Here is a 21,971-nt window from a genome sequence, read left to right on the forward strand (position 1 = left end):
ACCATATTGTAGCGATACCCTCTACGTTTCCCCAAAATCGAAAGGCTTCCATGAATCCCAAGACTAAATCTCAGGACATTCGCGACTTGAGCCAAAACGATATTCGCGAGCTCGTGGCCGAACTTGGCCAGCCCGCCTTCCGCGCGAAGCAGCTCATCGAATGGGTCTTTGAGAAGAACGTTTGTTCGTTTGACGATATGACCAACCTTCCCAAGGCTTTCCGTGAGCAGCTTAAAGAGGCTTTTGCCTTTGATACGCCGACTGAACTCACCAAGCAGGTTTCCAAAGATGGCTCGCGCAAGTATCTGCTCGAGTACCACGATGGCATTTCCGTCGAGACTGTCGGCATGCCCCGTCGTAACAAACTTTCCGTCTGCGTTTCCACCCAGGCAGGCTGCGGCATGGGCTGCGCCTTTTGCGCTACCGGTCTCAACGGCCTCAAGCGCTCTCTGACCGCTCAAGAGATCGTCGACCAGGTGCTTCATGTATCCAACGACTTTGGCGAGCGTGCCACAAGCGTTGTCTTCATGGGCCAGGGCGAGCCGTTTGCCAACTACGACGAGGTTCTCAAGGCATTGCGTATCCTCAACGACCCCGATGGTATCGGTATCGGCGCTCGTCACCTCACCGTCTCTACCAGCGGCGTTATTCCCGGTATTCGCAAATTTGCCGACATCCCCGAGCAGTTCACGCTTGCCGTTTCCCTGCATTCCGCCATCCAGTCGACGCGCAATAAGCTCATGCCCGGTGTTAAGAAGTACACGCTGCTTCGCCTTCACGAAGCGCTTCAGCTCTACACCGAGAAGACTGGCCGCCGCCCGACCTATGAGTATGCCATGATCGAAGGCGTCAACGATACGAATCCCGAGATGCAGGCACTCTGCGACTTCTGCGAGGGAACGCTGTGCCACGTTAACCTGATTCAACTAAACGACATCGAGGGCAGCCCGCTCAAGCCGTCGCCGATTCATAAGGTTGAGGATCTTCAGCGTCGTCTTGAGTCCCGTGGCATCGAGACCACGATTCGTAACTCCCGTGGTAACGATATTGACGCCGCTTGCGGACAGCTGAAACAGCGCTTCAAAGTTCAGAAGAACGCATAGGGGAGTCTTACTCCAAAACGTTTCATGTGAAACATCGAACGGCCCCGGTTGCAGGATATGCAACCGGGGCCGTTTCATTATTGACATCAATTTTGGACCAGCTGCTACCTTTCCCATTATTTACGGACAAAATAAGGGGCCCTTGTCTCATGAATCAGACAAGGGCCCCTTAAAATATGCAGGGTAATTGTTAGGTACCTAATAGCCTACATTTTCCCATTGGTTGCTAACCCAACCTTGATTAATCTTAGGATTTTTCGTTACCTGAGCAGTGCGCATGGCAACATCTTCTGTCATAACATCCATTTTCTTCTTTGACGTATCAACGATATCTTGCGCGCCACGAAGCAAACGACCTCGAAGTTCATCGTCTGTCGCGATCTTATAGCCAGCAAAGGCACCAGCCGCGACAGTCGTCGCCAATGCAATCGCAGTAAAAATCTTATTCCTCATCTTGGCCTCCTTGATCAAACTGAATCATTTCACCAAGAATACGAGAGAGCTCTTCCTCGTCTTTAAACTCAATCTCAATCTTATTCTTTCCACGCGAGCTCTTCACACGAACGTTGGTATTAAATACCTGACGAAGTACACGCGCAGCCTTTTTAAAAGACTGAGGCGTTGCAGGCCGTGGCGTCTTAGTTGTCTCTCCGGCAGAAAACAATGGAGCAAGATTTTCTGTCGCTCTTACGGAAAGGCCCTCCGCAACAACCTTCTCTGCAAGTCGAATTCGCGCGTCCTCATAGGGAACTGCAAGAATCGCACGTGCATGTCCAGCAGTAAGTTTACCCTCAAAAATCATCTGCTGAACTACTTCGGGGAGATCGAGAAGGCGCAGCGAGTTTGTAATTGCAGAGCGTGACTTGCTTACTGCTTTCGACAATGCCTCCTGGGTCATACCGCTGGCATCGATAAGCTGGCGATAGCCCTTAGCCTCTTCGACGGGATTCAGATCAGAACGCTGAAGGTTTTCGATAAGAGCAAGAGCCAGCATCTCTTCATCATTAACATCTTTAATGATGACAGGCAGTTCCTCAAGACCAGCAAGCTTTGATGCCTGATACCGACGCTCACCAGCGATGATCTCATAGCCGTTTCCATGCTTGCGAACCAAGAGCGGCTGCAAAACGCCATGCTCTTGGATTGACTCGCTCAACTCGCGAAGTTCAGTTTCATTAAAATGAATTCGCGGTTGATTAGGGTTGGGAACGATATCCTCAATAGGTAGTTTTGTTACAGATGCGGCATTTGAAGCAGATACAGCAGAACCACCGGTCTCATACTCGGCCTCTGAGACCAAAGCATTGAGTCCACGTCCCAATCCGCCACGTTTCTTTACACTAGGCACGCTTGATCACCTCTTTTGCAAGGTTCATATACGCTTTTGCACCCTTATTTTGAGGTGCATAGGTAATTACCGGTTCTCCAAAAGACGGAGCTTCGGAGATTTTAACCGTACGGGGGATTAGCGTCTTAAATGCCTTATCACCAAAGTACGATTGAACCTCCTCAACAACCTGATTCGATAGAGAAGTACGCGAGTCATACATGGTCATAAGCACACCATAGGTGTCTAAGCCCTTGTTCAGACGTGATTTGACCATCTTCATTGACTCTAGCAGCTTCGTAACGCCCTCGAGTGCGTAGTACTCGCACTGGATCGGAATCAAAACGCTGTCTGCTGCGGTCAAGGCATTGATAGTAAGCAGGCCGAGTGAAGGAGGACAGTCAATGAAAATAAAATCGAACTCGTCCTGAATCGGCTCAAGCAAATCTTTGAGGCGGGTTTCACGAGCAATTGCGCTTACGAGCTCAATTTCGGCACCTGCAAGCTGAATCGTAGCTGGAATTACGAATACCTTTTTGCAATTTGTATCAAGAACAAGCGATTCTGCCGGCACATCATTCAACAATGCATCATAGATGCAGCGATCAAGGTCTTCTTTTTCAATTCCAAATCCACTGGTGCTGTTTCCCTGCGGATCAAAATCGACAATCAGTGTCTTACGACCCTGCTCACCCAGTGCTGCTGCAAGGTTCACAGCCGTCGTTGACTTACCGACGCCGCCTTTTTGATTGATGATTGCAATGATACGCGTGTCTTTTGCGCTCTTAGAACGCTTAACGTCGCGAAATCCCACGGTCCCTCCTGGTGTGTATTAAAGCTGTCAAACGGAGGATGTTTCACGTGAAACATTCCGATTCGATATCAACCGCCATGTTTCACGTGAAACACTGCATGTTGTTAGTATCCATTATGTTTCACGTGAAACATATAGGCAAGCGGATTCTTCTTTGCCATGCCATTTGCACGAGGCAATGAAACGGATGCTGGATGACTCTTCTTAAGAACAATGAACTCCCTGTGGCCCAAGCCCTCAGGCAAATCGATTGCGTCATTCAGAAGCAAAGTGAAGCCGCAAATCTTAGCTGCTGACATGCCGGAAGCAAGCTCTTCATCCGAAGGATTACCCTTGGTGATAACAAATAGCCCTCCATCTTTGAGGAACGGAGCCGCATACTCAACAAGAATCGGTAGAGGAGCCAGTGCACGGGCAGTTACAACAGAGAACTGCTTCTTATGGCTTCGAGCATATTCTTCAAGGCGATCATGAACCGCATGAGCATGTTTCAATCCAAGAGCATGAACAAACGAATTGACAGCATCAACCTTCTTACCAACAGAGTCAATATAAGTAGCTTTACGATGTGTGGTTATGGTTAATGGAATACCAGGGAAGCCCGCACCTGTTCCCATATCAAGCAAAGCTCCCTCAGGAGCCTTATTGATATAGGGGAGCAAAACAAGTGAGTCGAGGATATGAAGTACTGCAGCATCTTCTACGTTAAGAATACGGGTAAGATTGGTTGTCTTATTTGTTTCCAGAACCAAATCCAAATGCTGAATACATTTCCTCAGCTCAACATCAGATACGCTTAAGGAATACTCTTTGCAATAGGAAGTTAGACGAGTCAACATCTCGTCAGCTTGCTGATCAGTAAGTACTAACAACGAAAGCTCCTTTCTGACAAAAATCAGTGTATCGAGAACTTTTGACAAAAAAAGGGGACGTGGAAACCACGTCCCCTTAGCATAAGCTCGAGTAGATTATCGAGCAACAATCACCACATGGCGATCAGGGTCAGAACCCTCAGAATGAGTATCGACGGCATCATTGCCACGAAGTGCAATGTGAACCAGTCGGCGCTCGTAGGCATTCATGGGCGGAAGCGAAACACTCTTATGAGTGCGGATGGCACGCTCGGCAGCAGACTGAGCCATGGAGGCAACCTTGTCCTGACGGCGGCTCTTGTATCCCTCAACGTCCACTACAACCGGATACCTAAAGCCGAGCTTGCGGCTCACCAGCAAAGAGAACATAACCTGAAGGGCATCAAGAGTGCGACCATGACGGCCAATGAGAACAGCAAGGTCGGGAGCCGTTACATCCAAAATCAGCTCGCCCTCGTCGCCCTCATACTCATCGATAGGAGAGTTGGCGGCATCGAAGTGCGAAAGGATGGAACGCAGGATGGAAATCGCAACATCGGCAATGGTGTCAAGCTCCTCATCGGTCAGCTCTTCACCGGCCTTGTAGCGCTGTGCAATCTCGGGATAATCGCCCGCGACCTGCGGGGCAACCTCCTCAAGCATATCCTCGATGATCTCTTCAGACATAACGTACTCCAAAAGTTAGGTACCTAAATAAGATTGATATCCCACTACTTCTTCTTGTGCGGGCGCGGCTTCTTCTCGCGACGAGTGACCTCAACCTGCAGCGGCGCGTTCTTAAGACGCTCCTCCTCATCGGCCTTCGCCTTGTCGATGACCTTCTGCGTCACAAAAATCTGCTGGATAACCTGCCAAGCAGACGAGACGTCGTAGTACAGCAGAACACCAACGGGAAGGCTCCAGCCCATCCAAAGCATCATGACCGTCATGACAACGGCCATCATACGCATGCTCTGAGCCTGCTGGCCGGTCTGGTTGCGCGACATATAGAGCTGCGGAATCAGGGTCAGGACAGCGAACAGGATCAGGCAGACCAGCGCAGGCAGCGCGACCATAAAGCCATCGGCAAAGGAGGCACTCGGCGTGGTGGTCAGGTCGGGCAGAATATTAAAGAACGAGAACGTGCCATCGTTAAAGTAGTCCGGCAGGTTACGCAGCAGCGTAAATAGGGCGAACAGGACAGGCATCTGAATCAACAGCGGCAGACAACCAGCCATCGGGTTGAACTTGTTCTCGCTGTAGAACTTCTGCATCTCCTCGGCCTGACGCTGGGGATCGTCGGCATAGCGCTCCTGGATCTCGAGCATCTTGGGCTGCAGCACCTGCATGCGTGCCGTCGACTTAGTCGACTTGAGCATAAGCGGCGTCAGCAGCAGACGGATGATGACCACCAGGATGATGATGGACAGGCCCCAGTCGACCGCAAAGGTCTGGATGAGCTTGAGCAGCTCGAAAAGGATGTTAACGATCCAATCCCACATGTAAGTTTTCCTCCGATAGCGAGTGCCCGCTAGGGCACAGGGTCATAACCGCCGACGTGCAGGGGATTGCAGCGAGCGATGCGCCTCACGGCAAGCCAGCAGCCTCTCAAAACACCGTACTTCTCAATCGCCTGGACGGCGTATTGCGAGCACGTTGGGTAATAAATGCAGGCGTCAGGCAATAAGGGCGAAATAACCTGTTGATATATGCGAATAGGAGCGATGGCAACACGTCGCAAAACGTGATTGCTCATCGCTCCTCCCCGGCAACGCCGGCGCGTTTCATAAGCGAACGCAATGCATTGTCCATCTCCTGCGGCGAGGAAACCCTCGTCTTGGGAGTTGCGAACAAGATGATGTCATAACCCGCAACGGGAAATCCACAGCTGCGGGCGGCCTCGCGCATCACACGCTTAGAACGGTTGCGCACGACAGCACAACCGATCCGTTTAGCACCAACGAAGGCGACCCTTCCGGAGTCGCCTTCGCCAACCGATTCACATATGGTCATTCGAATCAGAGGGTGATTAAAACGACGCCCCTGACTGAACACATGCTCGAAATCTTGCCGAGACTTAATAGTCTTCATGCGAGATGTGTGTATCGCTGCTAGACAGTGAGACGCTTGCGGCCCTTGGCACGACGACGGGCGAGCACGGCACGACCACCCTTAGTGGCCATACGGGCACGGAAGCCATGGGTCTTGGCACGCTTACGCTTATTAGGCTGATACGTACGCTTCATCTTAAGTTCCTCCTGCTGCATTTCGAGTGTCCGCGGGGGCGCGGACGCAGATATAGACACGTGAGCTTGAAGATTGTAGGGAAATCGATGTTCAAATGTCAAGAAATCAAAGGTAAAAGGTTGCGCAGTTCACACGGTTCCCCCATAAGCCGAGCTCGATTTAGCGGTGCATGGCAACTTTTCACGATATTTCATCGAGTTTTCAACAGGTCATGTTGGCAATGTTGAGAACTTTTCGTCCGTTTTCCAAAGTTTTCAACAGGTTTTGAAAAGTTGTCGAAAGATGAGAAACATTGCACGGTGAGCTACTATTTGTTCGAAACCTTTTGAAAGATTGCGAGCGGCATGTCTGACGACTTTTACACCATGGTCGATTCCGGAGACCCGGCACCCGACAACGAGCACATCACCGGCGTGCGCGAAGAGCGTAAGGAAGGCGAGCAGACGACCACGCAGGCGCCAAAAGCCATGTACGCCGCGCGCATCGCCGTCTATGACGACATGCTGTCGACACCGCGTGTGATCGTCATTGATCCGCAAGATGTCCGCACGTATTTGGAAGAGACGACCAACACCGTCTACCAGTGCATGAAAGAACAAGGTGGCCATATCTCGCTCATGGTCATCCGCGAGATTGTCGAAAACTTTATCCACGCGCACTTTGCCGAGCCCATCATCTCGATTCTGGACGGCGGAGACACCATCCGCTTTGCCGATCAGGGGCCCGGCATCGACGACAAGGAGCGCGCTTTCGACTTTGGCGTTACCAGCGCAAACAGCAAGATGAAGCGCTACATCCGTGGAACCGGAGCAGGGTTTCCCATGGTGCAGGAGTATTTGGAAAACGCCGGCGGTGCCGTATCCATCGAGGACAATATGGGCAACGGCACCGTGGTTACGGTAAGCCTGAACCCTAAACGCGTGCAGGAAATCGAACGCGCCGGCGGACGCGGCGCTGCCGTGCGGCCCGAGACGGAGCATCCCACATATCCCCTGCCGGGAGCTTTTGCGCAGCAGCCCATGGCAACGCAACAGATGCAGCGCCCCGTGGGACAGATGCAGCAGCCCGGAATGCTTCCTACACAACAGTCCCAGGCGGCATCGATGTCGATGCCGTCAAACGCGCCAGAGGCCATGCCGCTGGCGGATCAGGATGCAGCAGCAATGCAGCAGGCGACGGGGGCACCGGGCGGCCAGCAAATGGGCTATCAGCCGTACCAACAGGGATATCCATATCAGCAGATGCCGCCACTGGGGTATGGCCAGCAGTTCCCACAGCAGTACCAGCAGGGATATCAGCAGCCGTACCAGCAGATGCCGCAGCAGCAGTACAACCCCTGGGCCCAGCAGATGACCCCGCAGCCTTACCAACAGTGGCCTCAAAGTTTTCAACAGCAAATGCCGCCGATGCAGGGTTCTCAACAACCAGCAGCTCAAATGATGTATCCTAATGCAGCAAATCAGTATGCGCAGCCACAACCGGACGTATTCGTAAGCGATCGCGGCAACGCCGCACTGGGCTATCTGGCACAAAATCAAGCGTGCGGTGCTACCGATCTGGCGAGGGCGTTTGGAAACTCGGCCCCCACTTGGTCACGCACGCTCAATGACTTGGCGCAGGCCGGCTTGGTCATCAAGCATGGCCAGAAATACCATCTGACCGAACTCGGCGCCGCTCGCGTGCGAGCTCAGAGCTAAAGAACGGGAGAGACAGTGGACGAGGAAGCAAGCATCATCCTGGGGGATGCCATCGCCTTTTGCCAGCGCGACGGCCAAGATGCACGCCTCATCAACATGCTGGGGCAATCGCGCGCCATAAGCCTGACCGAAGATACGCTCACGATCGAGGCCCCCTCGCGCTTTGCCATCGCGCAGCTCAAAAAGCATCAGCCGACTATTGAGGCCTATCTGGAAGAAATCGCCTTTGCACCGATTGCGCTCGACATCGTGGCACCGCAAGGAGCCGTGGCGGAATCCGCTGCCGCGACGGCGCCTGCCGCGGCTCCCGCTGCCTCCCCGGCGGTGCCGGCCTCCGCAGGCGACGTGCCGACAATCGAGCACCAGCACAGCGATGTTTCCCGTGAAACCATGGCACCGTTGCCTACCGCTGCGGCGTCAACGAACGCACCCGTCACGCACATGCCTATCGCTCACGACGCAGCGGCGGGCGCGGATTCGGGCATTGCAATCAAGAACACGCTCTCGGCCGATGACTTTCGTCGCATGATGAACCAGATGAAGGGCGGAGCGCCGACTAAGTCCACGCAAGCTGCGACCCCCGCTTCACCCATGCCAGCACCGACCGCACCGGCCGAGCAGAATACGGATGGAGCCCCGCTCGCCGCGAACTCAAAATTTACCTTTGAGAACTTTGTCTACGGCCCCGAGAACAGCCATGCCTATCGCTCGGCACTCAAGTTTGCCGCCCTCGCAGACGAGCGCGGCACGTGCACATCACTGTTCATCTACGGCAAATCGGGCCTGGGCAAGACGCACCTGCTGCTTGCCATCAAAAACGAGCTCGCCGAGAAGTCGCCCGAGATCAAGGTCAAGTATGCCAACTCCCAGGCATATCTGGACGACCTGATGACCGAGTTCGACCGTCAAAAGAAGAGCAATGCCCCCATCATGCAGGCATACCACGGCGTGGACGTGCTCATCATCGATGACATCCAAAACATCATCGGCAAGCGCGCGAGCGTGGACTACTTTTTCCAGCTCATGGACGAGTTCATCCGCAACAACAAGAAGGTCGTCATCGCGGCAGACCGCGCCCCCAAGGACCTGAGTATGGACGAGCGTCTGACCAGCCGCTTCAACGCCGGCATGCTCTGCCTGGTCGCAGAGCCCAGCTACGAGATGAAATATAAGATCTTGCAGCGCTATTACGAGAACACCATCGTCGCCGCTCCCGAGGCAGGCGACGACTCGCTGCTGGCGGCCTATGGGGGCGACAGCGGGCACCTGACCGACGAGCACTTTAAACACATGGCCGAGGTCTCGGGCACCAACATCCGCGAACTCGAGAGCTTTTGCGAGCGCTGCGCCGGCGAGGCGGGCGACCGCGAGCGCGAGGGCGGGGAGCTCACCTTTGACGATATCGACGCCATCGCCAGCCAGTACTTCGACACATCGGCCAAAAAGATCAACGTCCAGACGGTTCAGTCCGTCATCGAAGAGCAGTACGGCGTGACGCACGAGGAGCTCATCGGCCCGCGTCGCAACGCCAATATCGCCAAAGCACGCCATATTGCCATCTATCTGGCCATCGAGATGTGCGAGATGACGACCACGGCGGTGGGCGCCGAATTTGGCAACCGCAACCACTCGACCGTCAGTACGAGCTACAAAAAGGTCCAGAAGATGATCCAGGAAGACCGCACCGTCACCGAAGACCTCAAGTCGCTGCGCGATAAAATTACACTGCGCTCGTAGGGAAATAGAGACACCTGTTGAAAACTTGTCGAAACCACGGGCATAAGGTGTCTAAAACCCAACCCGCGGTGATGAAAAGTTTTGCGCAGGTTTTGAACGTGGAAAACCACCCCTGTTGCACACAGGTTGCTGTCGATTCTCTTTCTGGGTCTGACCTGCGTCTTTGGGAGTAATCAACAGTTTCGTCAGTGCTATTACTATTATTAAGATATTTATATCTATAGAAAGGTATTAAAAGATGAAGTTCACCGTCAGCCAGAGCTCGCTTACACAAGCCATCGGCGTCGTTATGAAGGGTGTCGCTTCGGCATCCACCCTCCCCATCCTGTCGGGCGTGCTCGTTAAGGCCCAAGACGGCATCTTGGAATTCCAGACCTCTAACTACACCATCTCGATCCGTCATCGCATCGCGGCGCATGTCGAAGAAGAGGGCGAGATGGTTATCCCCTGTAAGATGCTCTCCAATATCACCAAGACCCTCCCCGATGCCCCGGTCACCTTTGAGCTGTCCGAGCGCCAGGTGCTGATTGGTTGCGAGAAGAGCTCTTTTAGGCTGAACACGCTCGATGCCAATGACTTCCCCGAGTTTCCGGCCTATGCCATCGAGAGTGCCGTGGAGCTGCCGACCGATGTCTTGTCCGAAATGGTCGGCCGCGTGTGGCGCGTCACCTCGACCGACAAGGCTCGCCCCATCCTGGGCGGCGTGCACATGAAGGTCGAGAACAACACCGTACGCCTGGTGGCGACCGATTCCTTCCGCTTGGCCGTGTGCGATACGCAGGTCGAGACCTCGACCCTCGAGGGCTCCTTTGAGCTCAACGTTCCGGCTGACGCCTTTAACGACGCGCTGAACATCATGGCCAGCCAGGCGACCATCATGATCGGGGCTACCGACACCCAGGTCGTCTTCGAGGCCGGCAACACCACCTACGTGTCGCGTCGCATCGAGGGCGTGTACCCCAACTACAAGCAGCTCATCCCCGATTCGTGCGTGACGAGCGTCAAGATCGATGTCGCCGCCTTTAACGCCGCCCTCAAGCGCGTGGCCGTTATCGCGAGCGCCAACCCCGCCGTCAAGTTCGAGATCGATGTCGAGAACGGGCAGATGGGCCTGTCCTCCATTTCCAATGACCAGGACCTTGCGCAGGAGACGATCGATGTCGAGGCTGAGGGCGAGTCGGGTACCATCGCCTTCAACTACCACTACATCTTCGGCTGCCTCAATGCCCTGTCCAAGGAGAAGGAGATCACGCTGGAGCTCAAGAGCTACTCGCAGGCGGGCATCTTCAAGTCCTACGACAAGATCAACTACCTGTACCTGGTCATGCCGGTCCGCATCTAGCGCTGCGCCATGACCATGTTCGCCCGCGATCTTTCCGTCGCGCACTACCGCAGCTTCGATAGCTATCGCCTTGCCCTGGACGAGGGCGTGACGATACTTGCGGGACCCAACGCGGCGGGAAAGACCAATCTCATAGAGGCGCTGCAGCTGCTGACGAGTGGCGCCTCGTTTAGGCATCCGACCGCAGCCGAGCTCGTCCATGACGGCGTGGGCTCGTGCAAGATCGAGCTGAGGCTCGAGGGCGACGGCCGCGTGCTTGATATGGGATTGAGCGCGGAGGACGGTAAGCGCTCGTTTAGTCGCAACGGCAAGAGATGCTCTGCCGCCGGTGTGCGCGGGATTCTGCCGAGCGTGCTGTTTTGCCCCGACCATCTGGACATGGTTAAGCGAGGCGCCAGTGTGCGCCGCGCCGCCCTCGATGACTTTGGCATGCAGCTGAGCGCGCGTTATGCCGATCTTGCGAGCACCTATGGGCGCTGCGTGACCCAGCGTAACGCCCTGCTCAAGGAGACCTGGTGCTGTCGCGAGGTGCTCGGCGCGTGGAACGATTCGATTGCTCGCGCGGGCTCGGCCCTGCTCGTGCACCGGTTGGCCCTACTCGACCGGCTGGCGGGCCATGTGCACACTGCCTACGGGCAAGTGGCGTCCGGCGAGGCTGCCAACGTGACCTATGCGTCCACGCTGGGGGATTTGCCCCAGGTCGAGGATCGCGAAGAGCTGAAGGGTTGGGCGTACGAGCGCATGCTGGCTGCCCTTGACGAGCATGCCGACGAGGAAATTCGCCGCGGCGTGACGTTGGTGGGACCGCATCGCGACGAGATCGAGTTCACCGTGGCTGGTCGCTCCGCCCGTTCATTTGCCAGCCAAGGACAGCAGCGCACGCTGGTACTGTCCTGGAAGGTGGCCGAGGTGGCCGTGGCTCGCGATGTCCTGGGCACCGCCCCGCTGCTGCTTTTGGACGACGTGATGAGCGAGCTCGACGGCGAGCGTCGCGGCGCTTTCCTGCGGCTGATCGGCGATGATATCCAGACGGTCATAACTACGACCAACCTGGGGTACTTTACCGATGACCTGCTTGATCGAGCCAAGGTGGTGAGCATGGGTGAGACGTGCTAATTACGAGCGCGAGAGCGAGACAGTCGCCTTCAGTGGATTTTTGAACGCAGAGCGCCAGCGCATCCTGGCGGCTGCAACGCCTAAGCGCCGTGCGCAGATGGAGGCCGCCGAGGAGTCGCGCGCGGTCTATCGCGCATGGAACGCGGTGTGCTCGGGCACGCGCGAGGGACGGCATGTGACGGGGCTGCGCTACCTGCCCGAGTCCAATGAGCTGCTGGTGTATCTCGACTCGCCCTCGTGGACGCAGGAAATGACGCTGTTGCGCGAGATCATCCGTGCGCGCATGGAGCGCGCCGGTGCGCATGTGGACGGCCTGGTGTTCAAAACCACCGCGCCCGGTCACACGCCGCCCGCCGCCAAGGAGCGCCTGCGCCAGGCGACGACCGAGCGACCGCCGGCCCCGCACGCCGACCTAAGTGAGGCCGAGCGTACCGAGATCGAGCGCCAAGTGGCGCCCATCGAAGACCAAAAACTGCGCGAGGCCCTCGAGAATGCCATGAGAGCCAGTGCCGAGTGGGCCAAGGGCGTGCAAAGCAAAAAAGAGCCTTAAATCGCATCTGGTGGCCTTGTAGAGCCAAATACCCTCGTTCCCGAGGGTATTTTTTTACGATAAACTAGTAAGGCTGTACACATTTTCTTGACTGAAGGAGGACGTGTGGCAAACGAAAACGATTACGATGGCGGCGAGATTAAGATTCTCGAAGGTCTCGAGGCCGTTCGTAAGCGCCCGGGCATGTATATCGGCTCGACGAGCGCCAGCGGTCTGCATCACCTGGTGTGGGAGATCGTTGACAACTCCGTCGACGAGGCCATGGCCGGTTTCTGCACCGAGATCCAGGTGACGGTCCACGCCGACAACTCCATCACGGTCGTCGACAACGGGCGCGGCATCCCCGTCGACGAGCACCCTGTTAAAAAGATCCCGACGCTCGAGGTCGTCATGACGATCTTGCACGCCGGCGGTAAGTTCGATAACTCGGCCTATAAGGTCTCGGGCGGCCTGCACGGCGTGGGCATCTCCGTCGTCAACGCACTGTCCAAGCGCGTGGTCGTTCAGGTTCGCCGCGATGGCAACACCTACGAGATGGAGTTCTCGCGCGGCAAGACCGTCAAGAAGATGGAGGTCGTGGGCACCTCGGATTCAACGGGCACCACCGTCACCTTCTGGCCCGACGACGAGATCTTCGAGACCTGCATCTACGATTTCGATACGCTGCACAACCGTCTGCAGGAGACGGCGTTCCTCAATAAGAACCTTAAGATTGTGCTGACCGACGAGCGCGAGGCGACTCCCCACGTGGAGGAGTTTTGCTACGAGGGCGGCATCATCGACTTCGTCAAGTTCCTCAACGAGGGCAAGGACGTCCCCGAGGCCTTTAAGGAGCCCATCTACATCGAGGGTAAATCGGATCCGGACGCGCCTGTGACCAAGATGGGCGAGGTCGAGGTTTCCCTGCAGTGGAATAGCGGCTACGGCGAGAACGTCATGTCGTTCGCCAACGACATCTACACTCCCGAGGGCGGCATGCACCTTGAGGGCTTCCGCACCGCGCTCACCCGCGTAATCAACGATTACGCGCGCAAGCAGAACCTGCTCAAGGAAAAAGACGCCAACCTGACCGGCGACGATGTGCGCGAGGGCCTTTCGGCCGTTATCTCGGTCAAGCTGCCCGATCCGCAGTTTGAGGGCCAGACCAAGGCAAAGCTCGGTAGCTCCTATATGCGCGCGCTCACGCTCAAGATCGTGACCGACGGCCTCGCCGATTACTTGGAGGAGCATCCCAAGCCCGCCCGCGAGATCGTCAAGAAGGCGCAACAGGCCTGCAAGGCGCGCAACGCCGCCCGCAAGGCGCGCGAGGCGACCCGCCGCAAGAGCCTGCTCGAGACGGCGTCCCTGCCCGGTAAGCTCGCTGACTGCTCGGTGCGCGATGCCGAGCTGACCGAGCTCTTCATCGTAGAGGGCGACTCGGCAGGCGGTTCGGCCAAGGATGGCCGTCGCCGAGACATCCAGGCGATTCTGCCCCTGCGCGGCAAGATTCTGAACGTCGAACGCGTTGGTGACCATCGCGCGTTCTCGAGCGACACCATCCAGTCGCTGATTACCGCGATCGGCTGCGGTGTCACGACGAGTGCCGGCGACGGCGGCGACTTCGATATCACCAAGGCGCGCTACCACAAGATCATCATCATGACCGATGCAGACGTCGACGGTGCGCATATCCGCATCCTGCTGCTGACGTTCTTCTACAAGTACATGCGTCCGCTGATCGATGCCGGCTACGTCTATGTTGCCTGTCCGCCCATCTTTGGCATCAAGGTGCGCAACAAGATCCACTACGTGTATCCCAACGGCCGCCAGCCCGAAGACGAGATCCTGCGCGACACCATCCAGGGTCTGGGACTGAACCCCGACGATAACGACGAGGACGGCAAGGCCAAGGACGGCAAGATCACCAAAAAGCGCAAGGGCTATACCGTCCAGCGCTACAAGGGCCTGGGCGAGATGGACCCCAAGCAGCTTGCCTCGACGACGATGGACCCCAAGACCCGCATTCTGCAGCGTGTGTCGATCGAGGACGCCGTGGTGGCAGACCGCGCCGTGCGCGAGCTGATGGGTTCCGAGGTCGGCTATCGCCGCGAGTACATCGAGAAGCACGCGCATGACGCACGCTTCCTAGACGCCTAGCTTTCCCAGGCACCCCATCTTGCCCTTCAGGATTTCGGGCGCCGCACGCAAGGCGTGCGCCCTCATCCTTCAGGGCAACCTGGGGCACCTGGAAAACCTAGGAGGGTTATCCGGCATTCCCGGTAATCCGTCTCCGTGGTAGGGAACTAATGGACCACGCAAACCATGAGGAGGTAACGTGGCAGACGATATCAACAATAACGAGGGCATGGGCGAGGCCGGCGACGCCGGCATGCCCGACGATCTGAGGCGCCTGCTTGCCCGTGCTGAGCAGGGCGAGGACGGCGATCCGGACGCCTATAACCCCGATGCCGATGATGACGAGGAAGAGGACGACGGTGAGCTCGAGGAGAGCTTTGGCGAAGTCGACCGTGGCGCCTCGGCCGGCGAGGATATCAATGGCGGCCAGCTCCAGATTTCGGAGTTCGGTCGCGAGATGAAGCAGTCGTTTATCGAGTATTCGATGTCGGTCATCACGGCGCGCGCCCTGCCGGACGTGCGCGACGGCCTAAAGCCGGTGCACCGCCGCATCCTGTACGCGATGAACGAGAGCGGCATCTACCCCAACCGTCCGCACAAGAAGTCCGCTTGGACGGTCGGCGAAGTTATCGGTAAGTACCATCCGCACGGTGACTTCGCGGTCTACGAGGCAATGGTTCGCCTGGCGCAGTGGTTCTCCATGCGCACGCCGCTCATCGACGGCCACGGCAACTTCGGCAACATCGACGGCGACGGCGCCGCTGCCATGCGTTACACCGAGAGCCGCCTGGCAAAGCCCGCCATGGAGCTGCTGCGTGACCTGCAGAAGGATACCGTCGACTGGCAGCCCAACTACGACGAATCGCTCGCCGAGCCCCAGGCGCTGCCTGCGCGCTTCCCCAACCTGCTGGTCAACGGCAGCCAGGGCATCGCCGTCGGCATGGCCACCAACATCGCCCCGCATAACCTCACCGAGGCGATCGAGGCCACCTGCTACCTGATCGACAACCCCGACGCCACCGTCGACGAGCTCATGCAGATCATGCCCGGTCCGGACTTCCCCACCGGCGCCATCATCATGGGCAGCGCCGGCATTAAGCAGAGCTACGAGACCGGCCGCGGCTCCATTACCGTGCGCGCCAAGGCCCACGTGGAGTCCACCAAGACCGGCCGCAGCCGCCTGGTCTTTACCGAGATCCCCTACATGGTCAACAAGGGCACCCTGCAGGAGAAGATCGCCCAGCTCGTCAACGACAAGCGCATCGAGGGCATCTCGGACATGCGCGATGAGTCCAACCAGAAGGGCATCCGCCTGGTCATCGAGCTCAAGAAGGGCGTCATTCCGCAGGTCGTGCTCAACAACCTGTACAAGTACACCTCGCTGCAGACGACCTTCGGCGCCAACAACCTGGCCCTCGTCAACGGCGTTCCCAAATGCCTGAGCTTGCGCGAGATGCTGCAGCACTACATCGATCACCAGGTCGACGTCGTCACCCGCCGCACCCGCTTCGACCTTAAGAAGGCCCAGGCCCGCGCGCATATCCTCGAGGGCTACCTGATGGCTCTCGACCATATCGACGAGGTCATCAGCATCATCCGTTCCTCGCAGACCGATTCCGAGGCCAGCAGCCGCCTGATCGAGCGCTTTGGCTTTACGCCCGAGCAGACCACGGCCATCCTCGAGATGAAGCTGCGCCGCCTGACCGGCCTGGAGCGCGACAAGATTCAGGAAGAGCTGGACGGCCTGCGCCGCGCCATCGCCTACTACGAGGACCTGCTGGCGCACGAGGAGAAGATTCTGGGCGTCATCAAGGAGGAGATGCGCGAGATCTCGAAGAAGTTCGGCGACAAGCGCCGCACCGAGATCAGTCAGGTTGAGAAGGACCTGGACGTCGAGGACCTCATCGCCGACGAGGACATGGTCGTGACCATCACCCACACCGGCTACGTTAAGCGTATCCCGGTGGCCGCCTATCGCGCCCAGAAGCGCGGCGGCAAGGGTGTGTCGGGCGTTAACCTCAAAGAGGATGATGTCATCGACGAGATGTTCATTGCGTCCACGCACGAGTACGTGCTGTTCTTCTCGAGCAAGGGCAAGGTCTATCGCCTGAAGGTGCACGAGCTGCCGGTGGGTACGCGCCAGGCGCGCGGTACCGCGATCGTCAACCTTCTGCCCTTCGAGGAGGGCGAGAAGATCGCGAGCGTCATCAGCTGCCGCGAGTTCCCTGCCGACGAGTATCTGATGTTTGCCACCAAGAGCGGCATGGTCAAGAAGACCGTGATGAGCGCATATGACCGCAGCCGTCGCGACGGCCTGATCGCTATCAACCTGCGTGACGACGACGCGCTGCTGAACGTGCGCCGCGTGCGCGAGGGCGACAAGATTATCCTGGCCACCACCGCGGGCAAGGCGATCATGTTCTCCGAGGAGCAGGTGCGCGCCACCGGCCGCGATACCAGCGGCGTTCGCGGTATCGGTATGAAGGACGGCGTGAGCGTTCTGGGCATGGAAGTCACTAACGGCAACGGCGATCTGTTCGTCATCACCGAGCGCGGCTACGGCAAGCGCACGCCGGTCGCGGACTACCCGGAGCAGAATCGCGGCGGCCAGGGCGTCTACACCATCCAAATGACCGAGCGTAAGGGCAACCTCGCGGCCATGAAGACGGTGGGCCCGCAGCACGAGTTGTTCATCGTGACGGAGGGCGCGACGGTCATTCGCGTCAAGACCGACGAGATCAGCCAGACCGGCCGCGCCACCCAGGGCGTCAAGATGATGACCGTCGACGACAACGACCGCATCTGCGCCGTAGCCCGCATGACGGCCGCCAAGGAGAAGCCCGAAGGCGAAGGCGCCGAGGCCGCAACCGACGCCGAAGAGGCCCCAGTCGACCTAGGCGACGGCAACGACATGCCAGAGGATCTCCTAGACGAGTAAGAGGCCCTAGCTGGTAGAAAATATCAGACCCCATATATCGGCGGTCGGCGCACCTGCGCGCCGACCGCTTTTTTGAAAACCTTGGGACCCCATGGTCGCCGGGCTGACGAGATGGTTTTGGTTTGTCGCGAGTTCCGCACGCAAAGAAGGCCACTTAATGTGGCCTTCGTCTTGCGCAGGACTGTCCGAGCAGCAAACCAAAACCATCTCGTCAGCCCGGCGACCACCCCTCCCAAAGATTTTCAAAAAAGTTGTTGACGTGCGCGTAACGACTCGTCTAATATATCCCTTGCGCGATGGACCTGTAGCTCAGTTGGTTAGAGCGTCCGGCTGATAACCGGGAGGTCACAAGTTCGAATCTTGTCAGGTCCACCACTTTCTTTCGCAATAAACACCCCAGCGAGAGCCGAGTCGCCGCTGGGGTGTTTATTACTGTCTCCGTGGGGGTTTAGCTCAGCTGGGAGAGCGCGGGCTTTGCAAGCCTGAGGTCAGGGGTTCGATCCCCCTAACCTCCACCATGATGGACCTGTAGCTCAGTTGGTTAGAGCGTCCGGCTGATAACCGGGAGGTCACAAGTTCGAATCTTGTCAGGTCCACCATCAAAACTGTGAAGAGCCTCGGGGCAATTGCCTCGGGGCTCTTTTCTTATCTACTGAAGGTAGACAAAAAAGCCCCGTCCCAAATTAACTACTTTGATTTTGTGTGCTGTGCGAAAGTTTGGGTAGTATAGCTATTCAATGCGGCGGGCTGCCGCGTGTTAACCGCTACGTACCGGAGGTGTTCCATGGTTCGTGTCGACATAGAGACCATCGTCATGGCCGCCGGTCCCGTGCCATCGCTTATCGTGCTTCGTGAGCGCAGCAGCAAATCGGACTCGCCCGCGCCGCTGCGTTCCCTTTCCATTCAGACTGGTTCGTTTGAAGCTGCTGCCATCAGCCGCGGCATCGATAGCGGCCGCGCCGAGCGCCCGATTACCCATGACCTGCTGCTCGATACCGTTGACGCCCTGGGTGCCAAACTCGAGCGCATCGAGATCGTTCGCGCCGAGCCGCCGGTGTTCTACGCGACGATCGTCGTACTGGTCGATGGCGAGGAGCGCAAGATCGACGCCCGCCCCAGTGACGCCATTGCCCTTGCCGTGCGCAGCAATGCCCCCATGTTTGTGGAGGACGACATCATGAATCGCCTGGGCACTGTTTCCACCCACGCCGAGGATGTCGACGACGAGCAGGAGTTCGAGAAGTTCGACGAGTTCGTCCATACGCTCTCCCCCGATGACTTCTAAATGCGGGGCGGCCAGGCTGCGGAGCGTTCGCTGATGGCCGGCGGTATGTCGGCCGAGGCGGCTGCGATCGCCCGCGAGGCCCAGATGCGCTCGGAGGCTTCTGAGGCGGCTCGCATTGCCTATGTGACGCAGGCCCGCACGCTTCGCGAACGCCGCGGCTCGTTTATCAAGATGGTTGTCATCTCCGCCCTTGTCGCGGCAATCTGCTCGCGCCTTCGTGGTACAGTGGGTGCGCTTGGGTTTTCGATCTCTACGGGCCTCGTGATCTGGGGCGTGGTCGACGCGGTAATGCTGACCAGTCAGATCAAGGTGCTCGACAAGCGCGCGATGGATATGATGCGCGCCCGCGACGCTGCCGCCAAGATCGCCGCCGAGGCGCAAGAACTGTAACGACGCCAGACTCGATGGGAAGGTCTAAAGATGGCACAGGATATGCAGGACGCCGGTAACGTCTCCGCCGAGCTCGACGCCATGGTGTGTGACCTGATCGGTGCGTTCTTGGACGACCTTGCCGCCGGCGAGAATCCGGGCGTAGTTGTGGCGATCGAGGACGCTGCTTCCAACCGATATCTGGCGGCGCTCGACGAGGACGGCGAAGAGGCGTGCCTCGAGGCGGCCACCAACTTTATCTCCGAGCACAAGATGGGTCTTAAGGACGAGGGCCTGGGCCGCATCGCCCGTTATGCCATCGGCTACACCGGCTGCGTCGAAATTGACGGCGGCTATCACGATGCTCTGCTCGTGAGCTTCTTCGAAACCACGCTCGAGAGCGGTTTTTCGGCATACGTGCTGTATGAGGGCATGGGCGCCGGCGATGGTTTTATGTGGAGCGACCCTGAACCTGCAGGTGAGGAAACCCCTCTTATCTAAAATCGCTAAAATAAACGAGTTTTCGGTAAAAGGCTCAATATTCCCGCTGAGCGTTGTATCGCTGGGCGGGCCGCATACGCGTGCCGTTTGTATATGGATAGAAGATAGGGGAACTACATGCGCGTAGACAATCTGAGGAACATCGCCATCATCGCCCACGTCGACCACGGCAAGACGACGATGGTCGACAAGCTCCTGCGTGCCACGGACGCCTTCCGTGCCAACCAGCAGGTCGAGGACCGCGTCCTGGACTCTAACGACCAGGAGCGCGAGCGCGGCATTACGATTCTCGCCAAGAACATCTCTATCGAGTACAAGGACGTTAAGATCAACGTCATCGACACCCCGGGCCACGCCGACTTCGGCGGCGAGGTCGAGCGCGTGCTGCGTATGGCCGACGGCGCCCTGTTGCTGGTCGACGCTTTTGAGGGTCCCATGCCCCAGACCCGCTTCGTGCTGCGTCACGCTATCGATACCGGCCTTAAGATCATGATCGTTATCAACAAGATCGACCGTCCGGGTGCCAACCCCGAGAAGGCCTACAACGACTGCCTGGACCTTATGGCCGACCTGGGCGCTACCGACGACCAGCTTGAGTTTGCCATGGAGCATGTCATCTACGCCAGCGGCGTCAACGGCTTTGCCCGTCATGATCCCGAGGACGGCAACATGGACATGTACCCGCTGCTCGACATGATCATCGACGACATGCCCGCACCCGAGGTTGACGAGACCGCTCCGCTGGCCATGCAGTGCGTGACCATCGATCACTCCAACTTCGTCGGCCGTATCGGCATCGGCCGCGTGTACTCCGGCACCATCCACCAGGGCGACCAGATCTTGGTCGTCAAGAACGACGGCTCCAGCGCCACCGCTACCGTCAAGCAACTCTTTACCTTCGACTACCTGGGCCGTACCGAGTGCCAGGAAGTCGGCGCCGGCGACATTGCCGCCGTTGTGGGCATCGACCGCACCGATATCGGCGATGTCTACACCGACCCCGAGAATCCCGTCGAGCTCGAGCCCATCGAGATCGACCCGCCGACCCTGTCCATCGTCTTTGAGGCTTCGACCTCCCCGCTCGTCGGCCGCGACGGCGATATCGTTGGCGCCCGTCAGCTCAAGGAGCGCCTGTTCAACGAGGCCGAGAACAACGTGACCATGAAGATCGAGGAGCTCGAGGACAAGAGCGGCGTCGAGGTCTCGGGCCGCGGCATTCTGCACCTGTCCGTTCTGATGGAGTCCATGCGTCGCGAGGGCTTTGAGTTCCAGGTTGGCCGTCCCCGCGTTCTGTTTAAGAAGGACGAGAACGGCAACAAGATGGAGCCCGTCGAGCAGGCCGTCGTCGAGTGCCCGGACGAGTACTCGGGCAAGGTCGTTGAGGTCTTCGGTACCTCCGGCGGCATCATGACGAGCATGGATACCTCGGGCATCGTGACGCACCTTGAGTTTAAGATCCCGACGCGTGGCATCATGGGCCTTAAGAACCGCATCATGAACGTCACCCACGGCGAGGGCGTGTTCTACCACACCTTCCTGGAGTATGGCCCCTACGCCGGCGAGATCGGCAACCGCCAGAACGGCGCCATGATCTCCATGACCACCGAGAAGGCCGTTGCCTACGCCCTGGGTACGCTGCAGGAGCGCGGTCAGCTGTTTGTTGAGCCGGGTACCGAGTGCTACGAGGGCATGATCGTGGGCGAGCGCAGCAAGGCCGGCGACATGGTCGTCAACATCGCCCGCACCAAGAACCTGGGTAACCAGCGTTCCTCGACCTCCGACATCTCCGTGCAGCTGGTGCCGCCTCGCACCTTCTCTCTGGAGGAGGCGCTGGAGTACATCGCCGACGACGAGCTGGTGGAGATTACTCCCAAGAACATCCGCCTGCGCAAGCGTCTGCTCAACGCCACCGACCGCAAGAAGGCTGCTGTCCGCGCCGGTCAGGTCAACAAATAAGCGCTGGGCTTTATAGCGTCTAA

21 protein-coding genes and 3 tRNA genes are annotated in these 21,971 nt (G+C 57.8%); 15 read left to right on the forward strand and 9 right to left on the reverse strand.

Going from position 1 to position 21,971, the window contains the following annotated elements:
- The first annotated feature begins 50 nt into the window (after positions 1-50).
- Positions 51-1,103 (forward strand): 23S rRNA (adenine(2503)-C(2))-methyltransferase RlmN, encoded by a 1,053-nt coding sequence (rlmN, locus tag DW024_RS03965; protein ID WP_117634727.1) that lies wholly within the window; start codon positions 51-53, stop codon positions 1,101-1,103.
- 198 nt (positions 1,104-1,301) lie between these two features.
- Here rlmN and DW024_RS03970 read toward each other — a convergent pair whose 3' ends face one another.
- The 9 genes from DW024_RS03970 to rpmH all read right to left on the reverse strand — a co-directional run bounded on the left by DW024_RS03970 (position 1,302) and on the right by rpmH (position 6,341).
- On the reverse strand, positions 1,302-1,556 hold the full coding sequence (locus tag DW024_RS03970; protein WP_099432405.1) for a hypothetical protein: 255 nt from the start codon (positions 1,554-1,556) through the stop codon (positions 1,302-1,304).
- On the reverse strand, positions 1,546-2,451 hold the full coding sequence (locus DW024_RS03975) for a ParB/RepB/Spo0J family partition protein (protein ID WP_199408909.1): 906 nt from the start codon (positions 2,449-2,451) through the stop codon (positions 1,546-1,548). The genes DW024_RS03970 and DW024_RS03975 overlap by 11 nt, the downstream gene beginning before the upstream one ends.
- Positions 2,444-3,244 (reverse strand): ParA family protein, encoded by an 801-nt coding sequence (locus DW024_RS03980; RefSeq protein ID WP_117584022.1) that lies wholly within the window; start codon positions 3,242-3,244, stop codon positions 2,444-2,446. Before DW024_RS03980 ends, DW024_RS03975 begins: the two co-directional genes overlap by 8 nt.
- 104 nt (positions 3,245-3,348) lie before the next feature.
- Entirely contained in the window at positions 3,349-4,116 is a 768-nt protein-coding gene (gene rsmG / locus DW024_RS03985; RefSeq protein WP_233541329.1) for a 16S rRNA (guanine(527)-N(7))-methyltransferase RsmG, read from the reverse strand.
- Positions 4,117-4,212: 96 nt separating this feature from the next.
- Positions 4,213-4,782, reverse strand: coding sequence for a R3H domain-containing nucleic acid-binding protein (locus DW024_RS03990; protein ID WP_022093802.1), 570 nt, complete (start codon positions 4,780-4,782; stop codon positions 4,213-4,215).
- Positions 4,783-4,826: 44 nt separating this feature from the next.
- Positions 4,827-5,597, reverse strand: coding sequence for a YidC/Oxa1 family membrane protein insertase (locus tag DW024_RS03995; RefSeq protein WP_055251326.1), 771 nt, complete (start codon positions 5,595-5,597; stop codon positions 4,827-4,829).
- Between the two features lie 29 nt (positions 5,598-5,626).
- Complete coding sequence (gene yidD, locus DW024_RS04000; RefSeq protein ID WP_022093804.1) at positions 5,627-5,851, reverse strand: membrane protein insertion efficiency factor YidD; 225 nt, start codon at positions 5,849-5,851, stop codon at positions 5,627-5,629.
- Positions 5,848-6,186 (reverse strand): ribonuclease P protein component, encoded by a 339-nt coding sequence (rnpA, locus tag DW024_RS04005; protein WP_118377033.1) that lies wholly within the window; start codon positions 6,184-6,186, stop codon positions 5,848-5,850. Before rnpA ends, yidD begins: the two co-directional genes overlap by 4 nt.
- Before the next feature lie 20 nt (positions 6,187-6,206).
- Positions 6,207-6,341, reverse strand: a complete 135-nt coding sequence (gene rpmH / locus DW024_RS04010) for a 50S ribosomal protein L34 (RefSeq protein WP_019127408.1) — start codon at positions 6,339-6,341, stop codon at positions 6,207-6,209.
- A 345-nt stretch (positions 6,342-6,686) separates the two neighbouring features.
- Between rpmH and DW024_RS04015 the strand changes: the two genes are divergently transcribed.
- The 14 genes from DW024_RS04015 to typA all read left to right on the forward strand — a co-directional run bounded on the left by DW024_RS04015 (position 6,687) and on the right by typA (position 21,948).
- Entirely contained in the window at positions 6,687-8,039 is a 1,353-nt protein-coding gene (locus DW024_RS04015; protein WP_118377034.1) for an ATP-binding protein, read from the forward strand.
- A gap of 15 nt (positions 8,040-8,054) precedes the next feature.
- Positions 8,055-9,776, forward strand: a complete 1,722-nt coding sequence (locus DW024_RS04020) for a DnaA ATPase domain-containing protein (RefSeq protein WP_118377035.1) — start codon at positions 8,055-8,057, stop codon at positions 9,774-9,776.
- Positions 9,777-10,014: 238 nt separating this feature from the next.
- Positions 10,015-11,118, forward strand: coding sequence for a DNA polymerase III subunit beta (dnaN, locus tag DW024_RS04025; RefSeq protein WP_099432409.1), 1,104 nt, complete (start codon positions 10,015-10,017; stop codon positions 11,116-11,118).
- A gap of 9 nt (positions 11,119-11,127) precedes the next feature.
- Positions 11,128-12,234, forward strand: a complete 1,107-nt coding sequence (locus DW024_RS04030) for a DNA replication/repair protein RecF (protein ID WP_118377036.1) — start codon at positions 11,128-11,130, stop codon at positions 12,232-12,234.
- Positions 12,221-12,784 (forward strand): DciA family protein, encoded by a 564-nt coding sequence (locus tag DW024_RS04035; protein WP_089572576.1) that lies wholly within the window; start codon positions 12,221-12,223, stop codon positions 12,782-12,784. The genes DW024_RS04030 and DW024_RS04035 overlap by 14 nt, the downstream gene beginning before the upstream one ends.
- 105 nt (positions 12,785-12,889) lie before the next feature.
- On the forward strand, positions 12,890-14,920 hold the full coding sequence (gyrB, locus tag DW024_RS04040) for a DNA topoisomerase (ATP-hydrolyzing) subunit B (protein WP_089572577.1): 2,031 nt from the start codon (positions 12,890-12,892) through the stop codon (positions 14,918-14,920).
- 208 nt (positions 14,921-15,128) lie between these two features.
- Positions 15,129-17,837: a DNA gyrase subunit A gene (gyrA, locus tag DW024_RS04045; protein ID WP_199576925.1), complete on the forward strand. Its 2,709-nt coding sequence runs from the start codon at positions 15,129-15,131 to the stop codon at positions 17,835-17,837.
- Between the two features lie 298 nt (positions 17,838-18,135).
- Positions 18,136-18,212 (forward strand) — tRNA-Ile (locus DW024_RS04050).
- 67 nt (positions 18,213-18,279) lie between these two features.
- Positions 18,280-18,355, forward strand: a tRNA-Ala gene (locus DW024_RS04055).
- 4 nt (positions 18,356-18,359) lie between these two features.
- Positions 18,360-18,436: transfer RNA gene (locus DW024_RS04060), tRNA-Ile, on the forward strand.
- 185 nt (positions 18,437-18,621) lie between these two features.
- A complete protein-coding gene (locus DW024_RS04065; protein ID WP_117564020.1) occupies positions 18,622-19,122 on the forward strand; it encodes a bifunctional nuclease family protein in 501 nt (166 codons plus the stop codon).
- A 33-nt stretch (positions 19,123-19,155) separates the two neighbouring features.
- Positions 19,156-19,512, forward strand: a complete 357-nt coding sequence (locus tag DW024_RS04070; protein WP_147327465.1) for a hypothetical protein — start codon at positions 19,156-19,158, stop codon at positions 19,510-19,512.
- 30 nt (positions 19,513-19,542) lie between these two features.
- The gene (locus DW024_RS04075; protein ID WP_089572580.1) at positions 19,543-19,992 is read left to right on the forward strand and encodes a hypothetical protein; all 450 of its coding nucleotides are present in this window, start codon (positions 19,543-19,545) and stop codon (positions 19,990-19,992) included.
- Between the two features lie 117 nt (positions 19,993-20,109).
- Positions 20,110-21,948 (forward strand): translational GTPase TypA, encoded by a 1,839-nt coding sequence (typA, locus tag DW024_RS04080; RefSeq protein WP_117584035.1) that lies wholly within the window; start codon positions 20,110-20,112, stop codon positions 21,946-21,948.
- Positions 21,949-21,971: the final 23 nt, after the last annotated feature.

The organism is Collinsella sp. AF37-9 (assembly GCF_003475115.1).
Lineage (GTDB): Bacteria > Actinomycetota > Coriobacteriia > Coriobacteriales > Coriobacteriaceae > Collinsella.